This is a genomic window from Curtobacterium sp. NPDC086286, from assembly GCF_044746255.1.
Lineage (GTDB): Bacteria > Actinomycetota > Actinomycetes > Actinomycetales > Microbacteriaceae > Curtobacterium.
This window is the reverse complement of sequence record NZ_JBIVBW010000001.1, coordinates 109,374-130,619: the sequence shown is the minus strand read 5'-3', so window position 1 is coordinate 130,619 and position 21,246 is coordinate 109,374. Positions and strand designations below refer to the sequence as shown.

Genomic DNA, 21,246 nt, shown 5'->3' with positions numbered 1-21,246 from the left:
CTACGCTCCGACCATGCGCAAGGTCACCGCTGGACTCTTCACGTCGGTCGACGGCGTCGTGCAGGACCCGTACACCTTCCAGTACGACTCCTTCGACGACGAGCTCGGTGCGGGCATGGGCGCGTTCATGGCCCGCACCGACACCGTCCTCCTCGGCAGGAACAGCTACCTGGAGTGGTCCGAGTGGTGGCCCGCCCACCCCGACGACCCCTTCGGCCAGTGGATCAACCCGATCGAGAAGCACGTGGCGTCCACCACGCTCGGCGACGACCTGGCGTGGGAGAACAGCACCCGGATCACGGGCGACGTCCCCGACTTCGTCCGCGGGCTGCAACAGCGGGACGGCGCCGACATCGCGGTGTGCGGCAGTGTCACGCTCGTCCGCAGCCTGCTGTTCGCGGGGGTCCTCGACGAACTGCAGCTCATGGTGCACCCGGCGATCGCCGGCTCGGGCCGCAGGCTCTTCGAGCCGACCGACCCGCCCACGCGCCTGCGCCTGGTCGACAGCACCGTGACGAGCAAGGGCAACGTCGTGAGCACCTACGCGCGGCTCGACGCCTGACGGAGGTGCGCAGCGCCTCCCGGCCGTCGAACGACTGTCCGAACCGCGCGTACCCTCGGTGGTGACCATCTCACCATCCGAGGAAGCCGGAGTCAGCATGCCCCAGGACACCCGCCCGCACGTCGTCATCGTCGGCGGTGGATTCGCCGGTGTCGCGGCCATGCGCGAGCTCGCCGACGCACCGGTGCGGGTCACCCTGGTCGACCGCCACGTCTACAACATGTTCCAGCCGCTCATGTACCAGGTGGCGACCGGTGGGCTGAACGCCGGCGACGTGACGTACTTCCTCCGGAGCCTCCGCGCGAAGCAGAGCAACGCCGAGTTCCGGCACGGGCTGCTCACCGGCATCGACCCGGTCGAGCGGGTCGCCGAGATGTCCGACGGCGAGCACCTGCACTACGACTGGCTGATCCTCGCGAACGGCGTGAACACGAGCTACTTCGGCACGCCCGGCGCGTACGAGTACGCGTACTCGATGTACTCCCGCTCGCAGGCGCTCCGCATCCGCGACGAGCTGTTCACCCGCCTCGAGGAAGCCGCCGCCAACCAGGGCCCCGACGAGATCAAGATCGTCATCGTGGGCGGTGGCGCGACCGGCGTGGAGATGGCCGGTGCGCTCGCCGAGCTCCGCGACCAGGCCCTCGTCGGCGCGTACCCGGAGATCGAGCGGGGCAACATCTCGATCACCCTCGTGCACCGCAGCGGCGAGCTCCTCAAGCCGTTCGCCCCGCGGCTGCGTCGGTACGCGGCCAAGGTCCTCCGCAAGCGCGGCGTGGTCCTGCGCCTCAACACCGGCGTCTCCGAGGTCAAGCCCGACGGCGTGATGACGGCCGAGGGCGAGTTCATCCCGGCGTCGCAGGTCATCTGGGCGACCGGTGTGGCCGCGCACAAGGAGGTCTCGGGCTGGGGCATGCCGCAGACCCACGGCGGACGCATCCAGGTGAACGACGACCTCAGCGTGAAGGGCGTCGAGCGGATCTTCTCCGCCGGTGACATCGCCGCGCAGGACGACGCCCTCGCGCAGCTCGCCCAGCCGGCGCTGCAGGGCGGACGGCACTCGGCGCGGCAGATCGTGCGGCTCATGGCGGGCAAGCCGACCGAGCACTTCAAGTACTTCGACAAGGGCACGATGGCGACGATCGGCACGAACGCCGCGGTGGCCCAGCTCCGTGGCGGCATCACGATGGTCGGGCCCGTGGCCTGGGCGGCATGGGTGGCCGTGCACATCGCGTCGCTGCTCGGCAACGGCAACCGGCTGTCGACGCTGTCGCACTTCTTCGTGCGGTACCTCTGGTTCATGCGGAAGCGGGCGATCCCGATCGTCGGCGACGTCCGGCCCGTGCGGCCGAACGGCGACCGCGAGCCCGAGCCCTGGCAGATGCAGAAGGCGGAGTAGGCGCGCGCGGGCGCCGCGCCCCGCGGGCGCGCCCCGCGCGCGCCGCGCGCCCACTTGGTGAGCAGAAATGGTCGGGTCCGGAGACGGGACCCGACCATTTCTGCTCACCAAGTGCGCGGTGGTCCGGACCGGCGGCGGTGGTCCGGACCGGCGACGGCCTGGAGGCGCGGGGCGAGGCCGCCACGCGCCTCCAGGCCGACGGTGGGTCGCGCTACGCCACCCGCACGTCGGAGTAGGCGCCGGCGGCGATGTCCTCGAGCAGCCCCGGCCCGGTGGGCTCCCAGCCGAGGAGCTCGCGCGTGGCCTCGGACGTCGCCGACATCTCCATGCCGAAGAACTGCCCGATGAACCCGAAGTGCGACACCGCGTCGGCCGGGTCGACCGAGGTCACGGGCAGCCCGAGGGCGTCGCCGATGGCCTCGGCGATGGCCCGGGTCGGGATCGCGGTCTCGGCGACGGCGTGCAGCCTCGTGCCCGCGGGTGCGTGCTCGAGGCCGAGCCGGACGAGCCGAGCGGCATCGGTGACGTGCACGGCGGCCCAGCTGTTCGTGCCCTCGCCGATGTAGCCGGAGACGCCGGTGCGCTGTGCGGCGGCGACGATCGCGGCGATGAACCCGTGGTCGCCGGTGCCGTGCGTGGTCGGGCTGAAGCGGGCCGCGATGGTGCGCACGCCCTGGTCGACGAAGTCGAACCCGCGGTTCTCGCTGCCGCCGCGCATGCTGTCCGGGCCGACGAACGGGTTGGGGTCCGCCTCGGTCGAGGGGCGGCCCTGTGCGAGTCCGGCGACGCCCGAGGCGACGACGAACGGCCGGTCGGTGCCGACGAGCGCCTCGCCGATGGTCTCGACCGCGGCGCGTTCGCTAGCGTTCGTGGCGGCCGGGTTCGCCCAGTCGTGCTTGTTCGCGAGGTGCAGGACCCCCTCGGACGCGGCGGCCCCGCGGCGGATGGCGTCGAGGTCGTCGAGGTCACCGCGGACGACGGCGACGCCCTTCGCCTCGAGCGCGGCGGCCGACGAGTCGGAGCGGGCGAGGCCGGTGACGGTGTGTCCGGCGGCGAGGAGCTCGTCGACGGTGTGGGAGCCGATCCATCCGGAGGCCCCGGTGACGAACACGTGCATGTGCTTTCCCTTCGCAGGTGTCCACGGCGGTGATGTCATGAACTGACATCACCGTAGCACTCGATGTCAGTCGCTGTCATCAGTAGACTGCGGACATGGCGAGATGGCAACCCGGGACCCGTGAGCGACTGCAGGCCACGGCCCTGCAGCTCTTCGCGGAGCAGGGGTACGACGAGACGACGGTCGCCGAGATCGCCGCCGCGGCCGAGGTCACCGAGCGCACATTCTTCCGACACTTCGCCGACAAGCGCGAAGTGCTGTTCGCCGGGCAGGACGACTTCCTCGGCATGTTCACCACCCCGATCGAGGCGGCACCGGCCGGCACTCCGCCCTTCGACCTCGTCCGGCTCGCGCTCGACGCCAGCGGCGCGTTCTTCCCCGACGAGCGCCGCCCGTGGTCGCGCGCACGCCAGGGCATCATCGACGGCAACCCCGCACTCGGCGAACGGGAGCTCGGCAAGCTCGCGACCCTGAAGGTCCGACTGGGTGAGGTCCTGCGCGACCGCGGCGTCCCGGAGCCCGCCGCGACCATCGCCGCCGAGACGGCCGTCACCGTGTTCCACCTGTCGTTCGCGCAGTGGATCGCCGACGACGAGGACCGCCCGTTCGCCACCATCGCCCACGAACGACTCGACGCCCTGACGACCCTGGTGCACCCCGGTCGTTGAGACGGCTCTTACCTTCCGCGAGCATCATGTAACGATCCGGTCACGGCCCGACGGCCCGTGACCCCATCGACAGCATCGCGCAGGAGGCGTCCGTGGCCATCACCACGACCTCGCCGGAGCGGACCCGCACGACATCCGCACCGGCCGACACCGACGGCAGGCACGCACGACCGACGCCCCCGCCGCCGCTCACGAACCGTGCTCCGGCGCTCGACGGGCTCCGGACGGTCGCGATCCTCATCGTGATCCTCTACCACCTGCACGTGCCGCAGTTCGAGGGTGGGTTCATCGGCGTGACGGTGTTCTTCGTGCTCTCCGGGTTCCTCATCTCGACGCTGCTCCTCGGCGAGCACCGCCGCACCGGGCGCATCCGGCTCGGCTCGTTCTGGACGAAGCGGCTCCTCCGCCTCTACCCGGCACTGCTCGCGCTCGTCATCGTCGGCCTCGCGCTGTGGAACTGGGTCGGCGACTACAAGGGCGCCTCGTTCTCCCCCGGCGAGGCGGCGTTCATCGCGCTGAGCTACACCGGCAACCTCTTCCGCTCGTACTGGGACACCACGCAGGGCGTCTTCGCGCACACGTGGAGCCTGTCGATGGAGGAGCAGTTCTACCTCGTCTGGCCCCCCGTCCTCGTGCTCCTGTTCGCACTGCGGTCGCGTCGGCGCTGGCTGATGACCGGGCTCGGCGTCGTGATCGTCGGCGCCGCAGCGGCGTCGTGGCTGAGCTACCGGACGCCGAACAGCGGCGCGACCCCGGACGTGTACTTCTCCCCCGTGCTCGGCGTCGTGCCGCTGGCGACCGGGTGCCTGCTCGCACTGCTCCTCGACGACGAGCGCTTCCGGACGTGGGCCTCCGGGATCGCCGGGCACGTCGGCACCTGGCTCGGCATCGGGCTGCTCGCCGCGGTGCAGTTCTGGATCGACGACGACTGGACGCAGCACGCCTGGTCGTTCGGCGTCGTGCTCCCGGTCACCGGGCTGATCTCGGCGCTGCTCATCGGTGGCCTGGTGTCGGTGCGGTCGCCGCTGTCGGCCGCGCTCGCGTGGACGCCCGTGTCGTGGTTCGGTCGTCGCGTGTCGTACTCGGCGTACCTCTGGCACCCCGTGGTCATCGCGCTGCTCGGCACGTTCGCGATCGGGGCGTGGGGCACGGTGTGGCTCGTGGGGGCGGCGCTGCTGGTGGCAGTCGGGGCGGCCTACGCGGTCGAGGTGCCGGTCGAGCGGTTGCGGAAGCGGTTCCGTGAAGCCCGACGGCTGGTCGCCGCGGATCGGTCCGCGCGCGAGACGGCGGACGCGACCGCCTGACGGACGGGAGGCGCGGGTCGGCCCCGCACCGCGCCTCCCGACCCGCGGTCTGCCGGACGCGACACGACCGACGGCGCGTGCACCGCGCCTCCCGACCCGCGGCCTGCCGGACGCGACACGACCGACGGCGGCTGCACCGCGCCTCCGGGGTCCGCGTCAGCGGGTGCGACGGCTGCGTCCGACCAGCAGTCCGACCGCGCCGACCACGAGCACCAGCGCGACGACCACCGGCAACCGGAAGGCGAGCTCGGTGACGATCCCGGCGACGCCACCGCCGCCGAGCAGCACCCGACCGGCGATCCCGAGCACGGCGAGGACGACGATCGCGCCCGAGGCCACCACGACCGCGGCCTCCGACCGAGCGACCGGTGGCATCCGACGCGGTGTGCTCCGTCGCCACCACACCACGGCCGCGACGACGAGCCCGAGCAACCCGAGCACGCTCGAACCGTCCTGCACGCCGGCCCAGACCGGGTAGGCCGCCGGACCCTCGCGGAGGAACGGGATCGCCTGCACCGCCCACCCGGCCTCGTGCGAGAACGCGTCCCACACGACGTGCGTCACGCTCCCGACGAGACAGGCGACGACGACCGCGACCGCCCGGCGGACCGGCCGGTCCCCGGCACGCGGAGGGGCCGATCAGCTCGCCGGCAGCCGCTCGCGGACGCCGGGCACCGCCGCCGCCCACGCGGGCCGCACCAGGTACCACCAGGCCAGGAGGACGACCAGCGCGACCACCAGGTCGATCGTCACGACGCCCACCCACGAGTGCGCCACGACGTAGGGCGGCAGGAACGGCGCGAACAGGACGGCGTCCGGCGCCATGGCTCCGACGGCGACCGCCGCGACGGGCAGCGGGGTGCGGCGGGCGGCCAGGGCGACGACCGCGTGGCTGACGGTGAAGGGCACGACCCCAGCATCGCGGACGGCCCCGGTGGAGCGCTTCGGTCGAGCGGATGACCCCGGGGCGCCGATCGGCTGGGTGGGCGCTGCGCCGACCGTCCGTAGGCTCGGGCCGTGACCACGGAGCGCGTCGACGTCCTCGTCGTCGGCGGTGGGCCCGTCGGCCTCTTCGCCGCGGCGCTCCTCGCGGCCCGCGGGCTCGAGGTCGTGGTGTGGGAACGGCGCGAGGGTGCGCCGACGGGCTCTCGCGCGATCGGGATCCACCCGCCGTCCCTCGACGCGTTCGCGGCGATCGGGCTGGACGGGCCGGTCCTCGCGGAGGCCGTCCGGGTCCGCCGAGGGGTCGCGCGCAGCCGTGGCCGGGAGCTCGGCGCCCTGACGTTCGACCATGCGTCGGCCACGCACCCGTACGTCGCGACGCTCGACCAGCACCGGACCGAGACCCTGCTGCGGGAACGGCTCGCCGCGGCAGCGCCGGACGCGCTCCGGACCGGCACGGTGCTCTCGGCGCTCGAGCGGCACCCGGACCACGTCGACGCGGTCGGGACCGGCCCCGGCGGCGCGGTGGCCGTGCGGGCCCGGTTCGTCATCGGGGCGGACGGCTCGCGGAGCACCGTGCGGGACCTGCTCGGCATCGCCACCACCGGTCGCGACTACCCGGACCGCTACGCGATGGGGGACTTCGCCGACGTCGAGGACCCCGCTGCCCGGACGGACGCGCTCGTCGACGTCGGACCGGCCGGCGTGGTCGAGTCCTTCCCGTTGCCCGGCGACCGTCGTCGGTACGTCGTGCTCCTGGCGTCCTCGGACGATCCGTCGCCGAGCGCGGCGGACCTCGCGGCGATCGTGGCGGCACGCACCGGTGTCCGGCCGGACCCGACGTCCTGCAGCATGCGCAGCGGGTTCGGTGTCCGACGCCGGGAGGCGGAGCGGGTCGGTGTCGGCCGTGTCGTCCTCGCCGGGGACGCGGCGCACGAGATCAGCCCGATCGGCGGGCAGGGCATGAACCTCGGGTGGCTCGACGCGGCCGAGCTCGCGCCGCTCCTCGCGGAGGCGGTCGCCTCGGGCAGCGCCGGCCCGTGGCCGGAGTACGCGCGGCGGCGGCAGGCGGTCGCGCGGCGGGCGGCGCGGCAGGCGGAGGTGAACATGGCGCTCGGACGTCCGATCGGCCGTCCGCTCGGCAGCGTGGGGGCGGCCGGACGGGAGGCGCTGCTCCGGACGGTCCTGTCCCTCCCGACCGCGGATGCGCTGGCCGGTGTGTACGCGATGCGGTGGGCGTGACGGGTCGCGGGGGCGCGCGGGCGCCGGGTCAGGCGACCAGGCGGGCGCCGGCGAGGCCGAGCTCGACGACGAGCACGAGCGACGACGCGATGACGAGTCGGAACAGCACCCGCGATGCCCGCCCGGCCAGCACGAGCCGCACCCCGAGGCCGGCGAGCGCGACGACCACGACGGTCCCGAGCACCGCGAGCACCACCCCCACGCCCCGGACCGGATCGTCCCCGAGCACCTGACCGCCGAGCACGAGCAGCGCTGCCACGACGAGCGACCCGAACGCCGTGACGCCCGCGCCCCGGAGCCCGAGCCGGTGCGGGAACCCCCGGACCCCGGTGGCCGCGTCGTCGACCAGGTCCGGCAACACGTTCGTACAGTGGATCGCGACGCCGAACACGGCCCCCGTCGCGATCGCCCACCACGCCGGCCAGTCACCGTCCGGCCCGGCCGAGACCGCCACGACCGGGAGCAGCCCGAACGCGACCACGAACGGCACGACGGACCAGACCGTGCGCTTGAGCCCCGCGTCGTACGCCCACCCCGCGGCCACGAGCACGAGGTGCGCGACGGCGGCGACCGGCCCGAGGAACACCGACAGGACAAGGGACGCCAGGGCGGTGCCGAACGCCGCGCCACGGACGGTGCCGACGGCGATCGCCCCCTGCGCCACGGGCTTGTCCGACCTGCCGACCGCCCGGTCGCGATCGGCGTCGATCCAGTCGTTCGCGAGCCCGATCGAGAGCTGCCCGGCGACGACGGTCAGGGGGACGAGGACGACCGTCCACCACGCGTGCCCGACCGCCACGGCGATCACCGTCGCGAGCACGGTCACGGTGACGGTGGGCCCCGGGTGCGACGACGCGAACAGCAACCGTGCGGTCGAGGGTCGGCGTGGCCGGGTCACAGGTGCAAGCGTACGTCCGGCACCCGCCGAGTCACTCGCCTCAGGCCTGCCGGACGCAGTCGAGCCGTTCCGGGAGCCTCGTGAAGCCGGCCGCCCGGTAGGTCGCGACGGCGCTGCCGAGGTCGCTCGGGGTGCAGACCCACGCGATCGACGCTCCCGCCTCGCGGAGCATCGCCGCACCGGCGACGCAGATCGCGGTCCCGTGTCCCGCACCGCGGTGGGCGGCGTGGACGCCGAGCGGCTCGATGAGTCCGGGACGGCCGCGGCCCGCCGGCCAGACCGTGATCCCGGCGACCGGCTCCCCGGCGTCGTCCCTGCCGAGCAGACAGCGAGCCTCCGCGAACGGTGCACCGGCGGACATCGCCCTCCAGCGCTCGTCGGTGAACGACCCGTTGTCCCAGGCCGAGCGGTGGACCGCCGTGAAGTCGGACGTGTCCGCACCGTGCACGATCTCGACGTGCAGCGACGACCCGCGTGCTCCGACCGGCGCGGCCAGGTCGAGGGACAGCGGCGTCCAGGACTCGCCGTCGCCCCATCCCGCAGCGTGCAGCGCTCCGCGCAGGGCGGTGCCGTCCGGTACCTCGATCGACGCAGGGCCGCTCGGGAGCACGCCGGTGCCGGGGTCGGAGGCGTCGGCTGCCAGGGCGCGCGCGAGGTCCGGGTCCGTCCAGCGCTCGGGCGCCACCGTCATGCGGAGCGTGGTCGGTCCGTCGAGGAAGCCGAAGGCGACGATCTGCCCGTCGGCCTCCCAGAGGCGCACCGCACGCGCGATCGCGTCCGCCCCGTGGCGCCACGCCCACCCGAGGTCGCCGGGGTGGAGCTGCACGAGTGCGTCGTCGCGCTGCCACGACCGCAGCGCCGCCAGGCCCCGAGCGAGTTCGGACGGCGATGGTGACCGCACGACGGTGTCCACGTCCACGTCACCCGGCCGCCGGGACCTCCGCGCCGAACCGGTCGACGAGCTCGCGCTTGAGCACCTTGCCGCTCGGGCCGAGGGGCAGCGCGTCGAGGACGTGCACCGCCCGGGGGTACTTGTAGGCGGCGATCTCGGCGGCGACGAAGTCGATCAGCTCCTGCGGGGTCGCCGTCGCCTCGGCACGGAGCACCACGGCGGCCTCGATCTCCTGCCCGTGCAGCTCGTGCGGCACACCGAACACCGCGGCCATCGTGACGTCGGGGTGGGTCGCGAGGACCTCCTCCACCTGCCGTGGGTACACGTTGTAGCCGTTGCGGATGATCATGTCCTTCGTCCGGTCGACGATCGTCAGGTAGCCGTCGTCGTCCTTCGTCCCGAGGTCGCCCGTCCGGAACCACCCGTCGACGATCGCAGCCGCGGTGTCCTCGGGACGGTCGAGGTACCCGTTCATGAGGTTGTGCCCGCGGATGACGAGCTCGCCGATCTCGCCGTGGGGCAGCATCACGATCGCGTCGTGCTGCTCCGGGTCGGCGATCTCGACGTCGACGCCCCACACCGGGGTGCCGATCGTGCCGGGGCGTGGCGGCCGTCCGACGTGGTTGAAGGTCGCGACCGGCGAGGTCTCGGTGAGGCCGTAGCCCTCGTGGATCGGCGCGTCGTAGACGTCCTGGAACCGCTCGAGGACCGCCAGGGGCAGCGAGGCGCCGCCGGAGATCGCGTACCGCAGCGTCGGACGGGCATCGGAACGGGTCGCCGCGTCGAGCAGCGCCATGTACATCGTCGGGACGCCCATGAAGATGCCGCACCCGTGCTCGACCATCGCGGCGAGCGCCGTGTCGCCGTCGAACTTCGGCAGCATGACGATCGTCGCGCCGACCCGGAAGCCGGTGTTCATCGTGCAGGTCTGCCCGAAGGTGTGGAACAGCGGCAGGGCGCCGAGCAGGACGTCCCCGCGGTGCATGTCGAACGTCGTCATCAGGTTCGTGTTGACCTGTTCGAGCAGCGAGAAGTGCGACCCCTCCGCACCCTTGGGCTTGCCGGTGGTGCCGCTCGTGTAGAGGATCGTCGCGGTGTCGAACGGGTGCCGGGGGACGTAGGTGTCGAGCGGTTCGGCCTGCTGCGCGAGCGCTTCGAGTCGGTCCGGGGAGTCGGCCGGGGCGAGCACCGTCACCACGTCGACCTCGGCGAGCTCGGCACCGGCCGCGCCCTCGCCGAGCAGCGGTGCGGCGCAGACGAGCAGCGAGGCGCCGCTGTCGCGCAGGACGTACTCGATCTCGCGTCGCTTGAGCAGTGCGTGCACGGGGACCGCCACGGCGCCGAGCGCGAGGGTCGCGTAGTAGACCCGCGGGAAGTCCTCGACGTTCGGGACGAGCATCGCCACACGGTCGCCCGGTCCCACGCCGCGGGCCCGCAGCGCACCGGCGTACGCGAGCGTCTGGCTCCAGAGCTCGGCGTAGGTGGTGTGCCGGTCGCCGACGATGACGGCGACGTCGTCCGGGTACCGCGCTGCGGACTCGGCGAGGATCGCTGCGACCGAGGCGGTGGCGCTGGTGTGGTGGGTGGCGGTCATGACCGGTCTCCGTCTCCGTCGAGGACTCCGTGGACGACTTCTCGGCCCGATCCTACGGCCGCGGTCGCTTCCGGATCCGGCCCCCGTTCAGGCGGGAGCCCGCACGCCCAGACGCCGCCGTCCCACCACGCCCGACGCCAGCGCGATGCCGAGCAGCACCACGAGTCCCCCGACCGGCTCGTTCCACCGGACGTGCTCGCCGAGGACCAGCACGCCGAGGACCACCCCGACGACGGGCGTCAGGTAGGTGACCGTCGAGGCGCGACCCGCTCCCCATGCCTGCACCAGCCGCGTGTTCCAGGCGTAGGCCAGCCCCGTGCCCACGCAACCGAGCGCGACCATCGCCCCCACGATCCTCCAGTCCAGCCGTACCGGGCCCGTGGCGATGACGGGCGCGACCAGCAGGAGCAGTCCGGAGGCCAGCGTCAGCTGCACCGTCGCGAGCGTGACCGGGTCGTACGCGCTGCCGACCGCCACCCGCCGCAGGTACGCCAGGCCGATGCCGTAGCACGCGGTCATCCCGAGCAGCGCGACCTGCCCCGGCACGCTCGCCAGGACCTCCGGGTCCCCGATGACGTTCCACGGACCGACCAGCACCAGGACGCCGACGATCCCGAGCACGATGCCCGCGACCTGCCGTCCGCGGAGCCGCTCGGACGGCACGAGCACCGCGAGGGCCGCCAACGTCATGATCGGCGTCGTCGCGTTGTAGATGCTCGCGAGACCGGACGGCACGGTCTGCTCCGCCCACGCCATGAGCGACGACGGCACCGCGTTGAGGAACACCGACACCACGAGCAGGTGTCCCCAGACCCGTGGCTCCCGCGGCCAGCGCCGGCGGGTCGCGAGCAGGACCGCGACGAGCGTGAGCGCGCCGAGGACCGTGCGCACCGTGGCGACCTGCTGCGGTGCGAGCCCGTCGAGCCCGATCTTCGCGAACAGGAAGCTCGAGCCCCAGGTCAGTGCCACGAGGAGGTAGAGGACCGCGTTCATGTCGCCTAGTGTCGACATCCTCGGCGCATGCGGCAAACGCATGTCGCTCATGAACGGATGAGGAAGACGCATGACCGTCTCGGTGCCCCAGCTGCGCGCGTTCGTCGCCACCGTCGACGCCGGCTCCTTCACGGGCGCTGCGTCCACGCTCGGCGTCGGGCAGTCAGCCGTGTCGCACGCCCTCGCGGGACTCGAGCGCGAGGTGGGCGGTCCGGTGGTCCGGCGCGGGGCGGCCGCCGTCACGACGCCCCTCGGCGACCGTCTGCTGGCCCACGCCCGCAGCGTGCTCGCCTCCGTCGAGGCCCTGGAGGCAGTGGTCCGGCCCGCCACGGCGCGCGGCACCGTGCGCCTCGCCGCCGTCCCCACCGTCTGCCAGGGCCTGCTGCCGCGGCTGCGCGAACTGTGGGCGGTGACACTGCCGGACGTCGACGTGCAGGTCTACGAGGGAGACGACGACGAGATGCCCGAGTGGCTCGAGGCCGGCACGGTCGACGCCGCCGTGCTCGTCGACCCGACGCCGGTGCCACCGGGCGGTGTGGTCGTCGCGCAGGACGAGATGGCCGCGGTGGTCCGCCGCGACCACCCGCTCGCCGACCTCCCCGCGCTGACGCTCGACGACCTGCACGAGGACGGGCTCGTCGCGGGCGGTGGCGGGTGCGAGCACCAGATCCAGCGGCTGCACGAACTCGAGGGGCAGCCGTTCCGGTACGCCCACCGGGTGCGGGAGATGAGCACCATGTTCGGGATGATCGAGCGGGGCGAGGGCGTGTCCATCGTGCCGACGCTCGGGCGGGTGATGCTGCCGCCGGACCTCGTCATGGTGCCGATGGCCCGGCGGCTCTCACGGACGCTCGTGCTGAGCGGACCGACGTCCCGCGAGTGGCACCCGCTGGCGAGGGCGCTCGTCGACGCGGTCTGACCCGCTACCGAGGCGACAGCGGCAGGATGGGGCGATGGCCGAGACGCACGTGAAGACCTTCGCCTCCCCCGACGAGGCCGCCGCCGAGGCAGCCGGTCTGGACTGGCTCGCCGAGGCCGAACCCGACGGCGGCACCCGGATCGCCCGCGTGCTCGGTCGACCCCGCCCGACGGTCCTCGACCTCGAGCTGATCCCGGACGGTTCGCCGTCGACACGGCAGGCCGAGCGGTTCGGGCGGTCCCTGGCGCACACCCACGCCGCGGGCTCCGAGCACTGGGGCGCGCCGCCCTCCGGCTGGCCGACGGGCACGCCCCTGCGGATGGGACGCTCCCGCACGCCGTTCGTCGCCGCGGCGGACGCGCCGGCGACCTGGGGCGAGTTCTTCGCGGAGTACCGGATCCGCGACTTCGTCCGCCGCATCGTCGACGCCGGCGGGTTCGACCACGCCCAGGCGGCCGTCTTCGACCGGGTCGCCGACCGGGTCCAGGACGGGACGCTCGGGTCACCGCAGCCGAAGCTCGTCGGTGACCGGCCGGCGAGACTGCACGGCGACCTCTGGGCGGGCAACGTGCTCTGGCCGACGGACGCGGAGCCGGTCGACGGGACGACGCCCACGGGAGCGGTGCTCATCGACCCCATCGCGCACGGCGGGCACGCCGAGACGGACCTGGCGCTCCTCGGGCTCTTCGGACTCCCCCGACTCGAGGCCGTGCTCGCCGCCTACGACGCCGAGTCCCCGCTCGCCGCCGGGTGGCAGGAGCGGGTCGAGCTGCACCAGCTCGCGCCGCTGCTCCTGCACGTGTTCCTGTTCGGCGGCTCGTACACGGGGGCGGCGCTGCGCGCGGCGCAGCGGTACGCGTGAACTGCGCGCCGCGCGTCTTAGGGCGCGCATAGCCGACGCAGGGTGGCAGTCGGGGAACGCCCGGAATCCTCACTGCCATGACCACGTACCCGATACCCGTGACCGATCGACGCGAGACCGCGCGCACCGACGCGCGGGATCGGCGCCGCAAGCCCGTCGCCCGACTGTTCCTCGGCGAGCGCGAGGACGCTCGCTGGCTCCGGCCCGCGTTCTGGGCGCTCCTCGCCGTGACCGCCGTGGTGTACCTCTGGGACCTCAGCGTCTCCGGGTACGCGAACAGCTTCTACGCCGCCGCCGTGCAGGCCGGCACGAAGTCGTGGGAGGCGTTCTTCTTCGGCTCCCTCGACTCGTCGAACTTCATCACGGTGGACAAGCCCCCGGCCTCGCTGTGGGTGATGGTGCTGTCCGCCCGGCTGTTCGGCTTCTCGAGCTTCAGCCTCCTGCTCCCCCAGGCCCTCATGGCCGTCGGGTCCGTCGCGCTCGTGTGGGGCACGGTCCGCCGCACGCTCGCCCGGCTCGGGGCCACCACGGCGAACGTCGGCGCGCTGCTCGCGGGCTTCGTCGTCGCGGCGACCCCGGCCGCCGCGCTGATGTTCCGGTTCGACAACCCGGACGCGCTGCTCGTCCTCCTCATGACCGCCGGCGCGTACTGCACCGTGCGGGCGCTCCCGAGGGGCAGCTGGAAGTGGATCGCCCTCGCCGGGGTCGCCCTCGGGTTCGCCTTCCTGACGAAGATGCTGCAGGGGCTGCTCGTCCTGCCGGCGTTCGGCCTCGTGTACCTGTTCGCCGCTCGCACCACCTGGGGCCGGCGCGTCGTCGGCCTGCTCGTCGCCGCCGGGTCCCTCGTCGTCGCCGCCGGCTGGTGGGTGGTCGCCGTGTGGCTGTGGCCCGCCGAGTCCCGCCCCTACATCGGCGGCTCGACGAACAACACCGTGCTCGACCTCGTGTTCGGCTACAACGGCCTCGGTCGGATCTTCGGCGGCTCGGGCAACGGCGGCGGAGGCGGCGGCATGACCGGCGGCACCGCGGGCGGTTCGTTCGGCGGCTCGACGGGTCTGAACCGGCTGTTCTCGTCCGAGATGGGCCTCGAGATCTCGTGGCTCCTGCCCGCCGCACTCATCGCGCTGATCGTCGGCCTGGTCGTCGTCGGCCGCCGTCACCTGGCCGACCCGGCCCGCGCCGGACTCGTGCTCTGGGGTGGCTGGCTGCTCGTCACCGGACTCGTCTTCTCGTACATGTCCGGCACGATCCACCCGTACTACACGGTCGCGCTGGCCCCGGCGATCGCCGGACTCGTCGGCACCGGCGGCGCGCTGCTCTGGCACGCCCGCGAGCGCTTCACCGGCCGCATCGGCCTCGCCGCCATGATCGGCGTCACGGCCTTCTGGGGCTGGTGCCTGCTCAACGAGAACCCGACGTGGCTGCCCTGGCTCCGCTGGGTGATGCTGGCCGGCGGCCTGCTGTCGGCAGCGCTCGTCGTGATGGGCAGTGTGCCGTCGCTCCGCAGGCTCGTCACGATCGGCGTCCTCGCCGGCACCCTGTTCGGGCTCAGCGGCACCACGGCCTACGCCCTCGCCACGACGACCGTCGCGCACTCCGGTTCGATCCCGAGCGTCGGTCCGGCGGGCAGCAGCTCCGGCGGCATGGGCGGCGGTGGCACGGGTGGCATGCCAGGAGGCGCGGGTGGTCCGGGCCGATCGACCTCCGACTCCGAGACGGGCGACTCCACCGCCGACGGCGGCTTCCAGCAGGGTCCCGGCGGGACCCCGCCGGAGGGCATGAGCGGCGAGGCGCCCGGCGACTCCGCCGGTGGCACCGCCGAGGGATCGACCGACGGCGCCCCGAGCGGCATGGGCGGTGGCGGGTCGACGACCTCGTCGGCGTTGCAGAAGCTCCTCGAGGCGTCCGACGCGAAGTGGGCGGCCGCGGTGAACGGCTCGCAGTCGGCAGCACAGCTCGAACTCGACACCGACACCGCCGTCATGGCGATCGGCGGCTGGTCGAGCGACCCGGCACCGACGCTCGCCGAGTTCCAGGCGTACGTCGCCGACGGGGACATCGGGTACTACGTCTCCTCCGGCTCCGGTGGCGGCGGGATGGGCGGCGGTTCGTCCACGGCGTCGGCCATCCAGGAGTGGGTCGCCGCGAACTACGAGTCCACGACCGTCGGCGGCCAGACCGTCTACGACCTGAGCAGCACGAAGTGATCGACGACGAGGGCGCGGTGGATAGGCTCGCGGGCGTGACCGGGCAACCGCTGCAGCGCACCGACGGCTCGCCCGTCCGCGCCCTCGTCGTCGACGACGAGCACGCCCTCGCGGACGCCGTCGCCCTCGCGTTCGCGGGTGACGGCTGGGAGGTGCGGGCCGTGCACCGCGGGCGCGACGTGCTGTTCGCCGCCCGGGACTTCCGACCCGACGTGGTCGTCCTCGACGTGATGCTGCCGGACATCGACGGGTTCGAGGTGCTCGAGCGCCTCCGGGACGCCCGGGACGACGTGCGGGTGCTGTTCCTCACGGCGCGGGACGCCCCCGAGGACCGGCTCGCCGGACTCACGGGCGGCGGCGACGACTACCTGACCAAGCCCTTCGGCATCGACGAGCTGCTCGTCCGGGCGCGGATCCTCGCCCGGACGTCGCCCCGGGTCGCGGCCGTCGGGAGTCCGGCCGCGACGAGCGTCGGCGACCTCCGGCTCGACGAGGACGCCAGGACGGTCACGCGCGCCGGTGAACCGATCGACCTCACCCCGACCGAGTACGAGCTGCTGCGGCACCTCGCGCGGAACGCCAACCGCGTGCTCTCCCGGGAGCAACTCCTGGCGAACGTCTGGGGGATGGACTTCGGCACGTCGTCCAACCTCGTGGACATGTACGTGTCGTACCTGCGCAAGAAGCTCGACGCCGGACGCGAGCCGATGCTGCAGACCGTCCGCGGAGCAGGGTACGTGCTCCGGCCGACGACGTGAGCCGGCCGCGGACGGCGAGCCGCGCCTCCCGGGCCCGGAACGGAACCGACCGTCGGCGGCGCGTGCCGTCGCTGCGGTGGCGGATCGTGGCGGCCGTGGCCCTCCTGCTCGTCGCGACCAACGTCGTCGTCGGAGCGGTGACGGTCGTCGCGTTCCGCGGGTACCTGGTCGACCGGCTCGACGCGGAACTCGCGACCGCGGCCGAGCGGACCGTCGGCGGGCCGGACGGCGAACGGCCACCGCCCCCGTCGACCGGTACCGGCTCCGGCTCGGACCCGGACAACGCGTTCATCGGCGCTCCCGGACAGTCCGCCGGCACCGTCGTCGCGATCCTGCGCGACGGCGCGACCGTCCTCGGCGGGTACACGGACAGCAGCGGCCGGCAGCACGGGCTGTCCTCGGCGCAGGAGGCGACCCTGTCGCGCATCGCCAGCGACGGCGACCCCGTGACGGTCGACCTGGGGAAGCTCGGCACCTACCGGGCCCAGGCCGTCGGCGACGACGGCGACGTCTTCGTGACCGCGCTGCCGCTCGGCGACCTCGACGCCGCCATCGCCCGCCTCCTGCTCGTCATCGGTGTCGTGACGGTCGTCGGGCTGCTCGTCGCGGCCTGGGCGCTGACCCTGCTCGTCCGGCGATCGCTCCGCCCGCTCGAACGGGTGGCGGCCGTGGCGTCCGACGTCACCGAGCTCGACCTGGAGCGCGGCGACACGGACATCCCGGTGCGGGTCTCGGCCGGGGACCTCGCGGCGAACCGCGAGGTCGAGCAGGTCGGCACCGCGCTCAACCGCCTCCTCGGACACGTCGCCCGGGCGCTCACGGTCCGACGCGAGGCCGAGACGGGCATGCGGACGTTCGTCGCCGACGCGTCGCACGAGCTGCGGACCCCGATCGCGACCGTGCGGGCGTACGCCGAGCTCTCGGCGTCGTCGGACGACCCCGACACGGTGCGCCGCAACGTCGACCGGATCGGGCGCGAGGCGGTGCGGATGGGCGATCTCGTCGAGGAGCTGCTCCTGCTCGCTCGGCTCGACGCCGTCGCCCTGGCGTCCGGCCCGGCACCGGCGCGCGAGCCGGTCGACCTGACGTCGATCGTCGTCGAGGCGACGATGGACGCGCGCGCGACCGCACCCGGGCACCGGTGGACGCTGCAGGTGCTGGACGACCACCCGCTCGTGGTGTCCGCGGACGCGACGCAGCTGCGCCGGGTCGTGACGAACCTGCTGGCGAACGCGCGGACGCACACGCCGGAGGGCACGTCCGTGGTGGTCTCCCTGCAGCGGACCGGCGACGTCGTGCGTCTCGTGGTCGCGAACGACGGACCGGTCATCCCCGCCGAGGTGCTCCCGACGCTGTTCGACCGGTTCACCCGGGGCGAGGCGTCCCGGTCCCGCGAGCACGGCACGAGCGGCCTCGGGCTGGCGATCGTCCGGGCCGTCGTGTCCGCGCACGACGGGCTCGTCCGGGTCGCCTCGGAGCCGGGGCGGACGGCGTTCACGGTCGATCTGCCGGGTCGGACACCGGACGCCGGCTGACCGGGCTGGTTCGCTCGGGAGCGGCCGAGCAACTAGGTTCGGACGGTGCCCTCACGACTGTCCGCACTCGCCGGTGACCTCCGCATCCGGGCAGGAGTGGCGGCCGTGGTCCTGCTCTGGGCCCTCTACCAGTGCTTCTGGAACATCGGCGGGCCCAACATCACCGGCGACGAGGACATCTACCTCCGCGCCGGGTGGCAGTACGTGCACGGCGACTTCTCGTTCAACCGCGAGCACCCCCCGACCGCGAAGTACCTGTTCGGTCTCGCGCAGCTCGTGGCCGGGCAGGGTCCGATCGGTCCACGGGTGCTCGTCGCCCTGCTGACCTTCGGCGTCGGCGTCGCGCTGTACTGGTGGCTGCGGCGCGAGATCGGCTACTGGGGCGCCCTGCTCGCCGCCGCCCTCTGGTGGCTGACGCCGCGCGGTGGTGCCGGTCCGCGCGTCGACCGTCTGGCACTGCTCGACCCGGTGATGACCGCGTTCGCCGTGCTCGCGGTGGCCACGGCGTGGGTGTGGATGCGCGGCGACCGGTGGTGGCTCGCGCCGGTGTCCGGTGCGCTGATGGCCCTGTCGGTGACGTCGAAGGTCTCCACCGTGGTGCTGCTGCCGGTGTTCCTGCTGCTGCCCGTGCTGTTCCGGGCCTGGCGTCGACTGCTCGTCGGCGGCGCGATGTGGGCGGCCGCGTTCGGGCTGGTGTTCGTCGTGTCGTACGTGCCGATGGGGATCCGGTCCGCGATCCGGTACATGATCGAGTTCCAGGAGGGGCAGAACACCACCGGCCACCCGATCACCATCGGCGGCACCGTCTACCGGTTCGCCCCGTGGTGGGCGAACCTGCACTTCATGGAGGCCGGCACGGGGGTGCTGCTGATCGTCGTCCTCGCCGTCGGGGTCGTCGCAGCGCTGGCGATCCGGGCCGACCGGCTCGTCGCGTACGTCGGCATCGCCCTGGCGTTGCTCGTGGGCTTCTACGTGGTCGTCGCGAAGATCGCGCTGCCCACGTACTACTCGGCGTGGATGCCGTTCCTGCTCGTCCTGGCCGCGATCGGGCTGGCGCGACTGCCGCGTGTGCCGGTGCGGCGGGCGGTCCCGGTCGCGACGTCGCTGTCGCTCGTGCTGGTCGTCTCGCTCGTCGTGCCGTCCGTCCGGCTCAGCCAGGACATCGCACGCCAGCACCCGACGGGCATCGCGCTGCTCGGGGACTACCTCGAGGAACAGCGCGTGCCCGACGGCAAGATCCTGTTCGTGTCGGCGACCCCGGGGCTCTTCGTGCCGTACGTCGCCGAGCGCGGCACCACCCGGGCCGACCAGGGGCCGTACGTCGCGATCGTGGTCGGGAACGACCGACGCTTCCCGCCGTCCGGGGCCGTGACGCAGCTGTTCGACTCTGAGCGGTCGCGGTTCTCGGTCGCCGAGGTCGGCGGACTCCAGGTGTGGCTGCCGAAGGACGGGCGGGTCGTCCTGCAGTCGGGAGCGCTCACCGTCCAGGGCTGACCCGCAGCTCGGCCGCCGGTGGGGGCGCGGCAGGCGCGGAAGCCGTCGGTGCCGTCGGTGCCGTGGCACACTGGACGGGAACGGACGGGGGCCCGCATGCCGAACGACTTCGCACGACTGCCGGAGCGGCCGCGCGCCGACGACCTCGTGGTCGAGGTGCCCGCGTTCGAGGACGACCGGCCCCAGCCCGAGCCCGCGCCGCCGGCCGCGGCCCCGGAGCTCGTCGCGGCGACCGAGTTCGCCCGGACGTCGCACGCGCCGGCCACGATCCGGCGGACGCAGGTGCGCGCCGGGGTCTGGATCGCGGGCGTCCCCATCGCGGTGCTCGTGGTCGTCGCGGCCGTGCAGGTGCTGTTCGCGCGCTGACCCGGTGCGCGCTGTTCGCTCCGTGCTGGCCGGCCACGGTGCGCGCTGTCCGCTCCGTGCTGTCCGGCCACGGGTGCGCGCTCTGACGACGACTGCTCGTGGTCCACCGTGCGCAGTCGTCGTCGGACTGCGCACGGTGGCCGCACGCGCGTTCTTAGACGCGGCACAGCGGGCTGCTGCGGTCCCCGTATGCCCGGTCCCGAGCATGTGCACCATGACGGAGACGAACCACACCCTCGACATCGACATCGTCGTCCCCTGCTACAACGAGCAGGACACGCTCGCCGCCCACGTCCGCCGCTTGCACACCTTCTGCCGGACGTCGCTCCGGAACACCTGGCGCATCACGATCGCGGACAACGCCTCGACCGACGACACCGCGCGCATCGCCGACGACCTCGCCGCGATGCTGCCGGACGTGCACGCGGTGCACCTGCCGGAGAAGGGCCGGGGCCGTGCGCTCAAGGCCGTCTGGGCAGCGTCGCCGGCCACCGTGCTGGTCTACGTCGACGAGGACCTCTCCACCGACCTCGCCGCGCTCGAACCCCTCGTCGCCCCGCTGCTGTCCGGGCACTCGGACGTGGCGATCGGCACCCGGTTGGCGGGCTCGTCACGCGTGGTGCGCGGAGGGAAGCGCGAGTTCATCTCCCGCTCGTACAACCTGCTGCTCCGCACCACGATGGGGGTGTCCTTCTCGGACGCGCAGTGCGGCTTCAAGGCGATCACCCGGCAGGCCGCGGAACACGTACTGCCCCTGTGCGAGGACGACGCGTGGTTCTTCGACACCGAGTTGCTCGTGCTGGCCGAGCACGCCGGACTGCGGATCCACGAGGTCCCGGTCGACTGGGTGGACGACGTGAACTCGTCCGTGCACATCGCCTCGACCGCGACCGAGGACCTCAAGGGGATGTGGCGGGTCTCCCGCGGGCTCGCGACCGGACGGGTGCCGATCGGTGCGGTGTACGACGCCATCGGCCGCCGTCCGTTCACGCCGCCGCACGTCGGGATCGTCGGGCAGGTGCTGCGATTCGGGGCGATCGGGGTGCTGTCGACGATCGCGTTCGCCGTGCTCTACGCCCTGTTCCGCCCGGCGATCGGCGCCCAGACGGCGGACTTCCTGGCGCTCCTGGTCACCGCGATCGGCAACACGGCACTCAACCGACGCTTCACGTTCGGGGTGCGGGGACGTGCCGGCGCAGGGCGGCACCACGTGCAGGGGCTGGTGGTGTTCGGGATCGCGTGGGCGATCACGTCCGGGTCGCTGGTGATCCTGCACTCGGCGGCACCGGGATCGTCGCACGGTGCGGAGATCGTGGTGCTCACGGCCGCGAACCTCGTGGCGACGCTGGTCCGCTTCGTCCTGTTCAAGGCGTGGGTGTTCCGGTCCCGGCGTCGTCCGGAGCTCATCCGCCCGGGCACGACCCCGGCGGCGGACGCGAGCACGGCGGCGACCGAGCCGATCGCGGTCGACGAGCGCCACGCCGCCTGACGCCGCCG

At 73.3% G+C, this 21,246-nt stretch carries 18 protein-coding genes and 1 pseudogene; 13 read left to right on the top strand and 6 right to left on the bottom strand.

The features are described 5' to 3' along the window. Positions 1 to 13: 13 nt before the first annotated feature. A complete protein-coding gene (locus ACIPKM_RS00630; protein ID WP_071296087.1) occupies positions 14 to 562 on the top strand; it encodes a dihydrofolate reductase family protein in 549 nt (182 codons plus the stop codon). A 61-nt stretch (positions 563 to 623) separates the two neighbouring features. Then, a complete protein-coding gene (locus tag ACIPKM_RS00625; protein ID WP_229086779.1) occupies positions 624 to 1,958 on the top strand; it encodes an NAD(P)/FAD-dependent oxidoreductase in 1,335 nt (444 codons plus the stop codon). A gap of 211 nt (positions 1,959 to 2,169) precedes the next feature. Here the strand turns inward: ACIPKM_RS00625 and ACIPKM_RS00620 are convergent, their stop codons facing one another. Further along, positions 2,170 to 3,075 (bottom strand): SDR family oxidoreductase, encoded by a 906-nt coding sequence (locus ACIPKM_RS00620; protein ID WP_071296088.1) that lies wholly within the window; start codon positions 3,073 to 3,075, stop codon positions 2,170 to 2,172. 95 nt (positions 3,076 to 3,170) lie between these two features. Here ACIPKM_RS00620 and ACIPKM_RS00615 point away from each other — a divergent pair, with 95 nt between their 5' ends. Then, a complete protein-coding gene (locus tag ACIPKM_RS00615) occupies positions 3,171 to 3,743 on the top strand; it encodes a TetR/AcrR family transcriptional regulator (RefSeq protein WP_070418073.1) in 573 nt (190 codons plus the stop codon). A gap of 92 nt (positions 3,744 to 3,835) precedes the next feature. Further along, on the top strand, positions 3,836 to 5,047 hold the full coding sequence (locus ACIPKM_RS00610; protein WP_071296089.1) for an acyltransferase: 1,212 nt from the start codon (positions 3,836 to 3,838) through the stop codon (positions 5,045 to 5,047). Between the two features lie 156 nt (positions 5,048 to 5,203). Here the strand turns inward: ACIPKM_RS00610 and ACIPKM_RS00605 are convergent. Next, positions 5,204 to 5,956: pseudogene (locus ACIPKM_RS00605) on the bottom strand (DUF4184 family protein). Between the two features lie 108 nt (positions 5,957 to 6,064). Here ACIPKM_RS00605 and ACIPKM_RS00600 point away from each other — a divergent pair. Next, positions 6,065 to 7,231 carry an FAD-dependent oxidoreductase gene (locus ACIPKM_RS00600; RefSeq protein ID WP_402735901.1) on the top strand — a complete coding sequence of 389 codons (1,167 nt, stop codon included), beginning with the start codon at positions 6,065 to 6,067 and terminating at the stop codon, positions 7,229 to 7,231. Between the two features lie 28 nt (positions 7,232 to 7,259). On the opposite strand, the gene ACIPKM_RS00595 is transcribed toward ACIPKM_RS00600, so the two are convergent. The 4 genes from ACIPKM_RS00595 to ACIPKM_RS00580 form a co-directional block, all read right to left on the bottom strand. Further along, complete coding sequence (locus ACIPKM_RS00595) at positions 7,260 to 8,129, bottom strand: UbiA family prenyltransferase (protein ID WP_402735900.1); 870 nt, start codon at positions 8,127 to 8,129, stop codon at positions 7,260 to 7,262. A gap of 40 nt (positions 8,130 to 8,169) precedes the next feature. Beyond that, positions 8,170 to 9,042 carry a GNAT family N-acetyltransferase gene (locus tag ACIPKM_RS00590; protein WP_261647051.1) on the bottom strand — a complete coding sequence of 291 codons (873 nt, stop codon included), beginning with the start codon at positions 9,040 to 9,042 and terminating at the stop codon, positions 8,170 to 8,172. A gap of 7 nt (positions 9,043 to 9,049) precedes the next feature. Then, the gene (locus tag ACIPKM_RS00585) at positions 9,050 to 10,615 is read right to left on the bottom strand and encodes a long-chain fatty acid--CoA ligase (RefSeq protein WP_229086772.1); all 1,566 of its coding nucleotides are present in this window, start codon (positions 10,613 to 10,615) and stop codon (positions 9,050 to 9,052) included. 87 nt (positions 10,616 to 10,702) lie between these two features. Then, positions 10,703 to 11,608, bottom strand: a complete 906-nt coding sequence (locus ACIPKM_RS00580) for a DMT family transporter (protein ID WP_092385905.1) — start codon at positions 11,606 to 11,608, stop codon at positions 10,703 to 10,705. A gap of 70 nt (positions 11,609 to 11,678) precedes the next feature. Between ACIPKM_RS00580 and ACIPKM_RS00575 the strand changes: the two genes are divergently transcribed. The 8 genes from ACIPKM_RS00575 to ACIPKM_RS00540 all read left to right on the top strand — a co-directional run bounded on the left by ACIPKM_RS00575 (position 11,679) and on the right by ACIPKM_RS00540 (position 21,238). Next, complete coding sequence (locus ACIPKM_RS00575; RefSeq protein ID WP_261647049.1) at positions 11,679 to 12,527, top strand: LysR family transcriptional regulator; 849 nt, start codon at positions 11,679 to 11,681, stop codon at positions 12,525 to 12,527. A 34-nt stretch (positions 12,528 to 12,561) separates the two neighbouring features. After that, the gene (locus tag ACIPKM_RS00570) at positions 12,562 to 13,389 is read left to right on the top strand and encodes a fructosamine kinase family protein (RefSeq protein ID WP_261647048.1); all 828 of its coding nucleotides are present in this window, start codon (positions 12,562 to 12,564) and stop codon (positions 13,387 to 13,389) included. 77 nt (positions 13,390 to 13,466) lie between these two features. Continuing rightward, positions 13,467 to 15,596 carry an ArnT family glycosyltransferase gene (locus tag ACIPKM_RS00565; RefSeq protein ID WP_402735899.1) on the top strand — a complete coding sequence of 710 codons (2,130 nt, stop codon included), beginning with the start codon at positions 13,467 to 13,469 and terminating at the stop codon, positions 15,594 to 15,596. A 35-nt stretch (positions 15,597 to 15,631) separates the two neighbouring features. Beyond that, the gene (locus ACIPKM_RS00560) at positions 15,632 to 16,354 is read left to right on the top strand and encodes a response regulator transcription factor (RefSeq protein ID WP_402735898.1); all 723 of its coding nucleotides are present in this window, start codon (positions 15,632 to 15,634) and stop codon (positions 16,352 to 16,354) included. A 62-nt stretch (positions 16,355 to 16,416) separates the two neighbouring features. Beyond that, entirely contained in the window at positions 16,417 to 17,889 is a 1,473-nt protein-coding gene (locus ACIPKM_RS00555) for a sensor histidine kinase (RefSeq protein WP_402735897.1), read from the top strand. A gap of 45 nt (positions 17,890 to 17,934) precedes the next feature. Continuing rightward, entirely contained in the window at positions 17,935 to 19,383 is a 1,449-nt protein-coding gene (locus ACIPKM_RS00550; protein ID WP_402735896.1) for an ArnT family glycosyltransferase, read from the top strand. Between the two features lie 96 nt (positions 19,384 to 19,479). Further along, positions 19,480 to 19,749 (top strand): hypothetical protein, encoded by a 270-nt coding sequence (locus ACIPKM_RS00545; RefSeq protein WP_402735895.1) that lies wholly within the window; start codon positions 19,480 to 19,482, stop codon positions 19,747 to 19,749. 205 nt (positions 19,750 to 19,954) lie between these two features. Beyond that, the gene (locus tag ACIPKM_RS00540; protein WP_402735894.1) at positions 19,955 to 21,238 is read left to right on the top strand and encodes a glycosyltransferase; all 1,284 of its coding nucleotides are present in this window, start codon (positions 19,955 to 19,957) and stop codon (positions 21,236 to 21,238) included. Positions 21,239 to 21,246 lie beyond the last annotated feature (8 nt).

Bases quoted from the DNA above. Each gene is read 5' to 3' on its own strand.
- ACIPKM_RS00575 (WP_261647049.1), top strand. From the start codon at position 11,679: ATGACCGTCTCGGTGCCCCAGCTGCGCGCGTTCGTCGCCACCGTCGAC.
- ACIPKM_RS00630 (WP_071296087.1), top strand. From the start codon at position 14: ATGCGCAAGGTCACCGCTGGACTCTTCACGTCGGTCGACGGCGTCGTG.
- ACIPKM_RS00570 (WP_261647048.1), top strand. From the start codon at position 12,562: ATGGCCGAGACGCACGTGAAGACCTTCGCCTCCCCCGACGAGGCCGCC.
- ACIPKM_RS00545 (WP_402735895.1), top strand. From the start codon at position 19,480: ATGCCGAACGACTTCGCACGACTGCCGGAGCGGCCGCGCGCCGACGAC.
- ACIPKM_RS00615 (WP_070418073.1), top strand. From the start codon at position 3,171: ATGGCGAGATGGCAACCCGGGACCCGTGAGCGACTGCAGGCCACGGCC.
- ACIPKM_RS00580 (WP_092385905.1), bottom strand. From the start codon at position 11,608: ATGAACGCGGTCCTCTACCTCCTCGTGGCACTGACCTGGGGCTCGAGC.
- ACIPKM_RS00620 (WP_071296088.1), bottom strand. From the start codon at position 3,075: ATGCACGTGTTCGTCACCGGGGCCTCCGGATGGATCGGCTCCCACACC.
- ACIPKM_RS00540 (WP_402735894.1), top strand. From the start codon at position 19,955: ATGTGCACCATGACGGAGACGAACCACACCCTCGACATCGACATCGTC.
- ACIPKM_RS00565 (WP_402735899.1), top strand. From the start codon at position 13,467: ATGACCACGTACCCGATACCCGTGACCGATCGACGCGAGACCGCGCGC.
- ACIPKM_RS00585 (WP_229086772.1), bottom strand. From the start codon at position 10,615: ATGACCGCCACCCACCACACCAGCGCCACCGCCTCGGTCGCAGCGATC.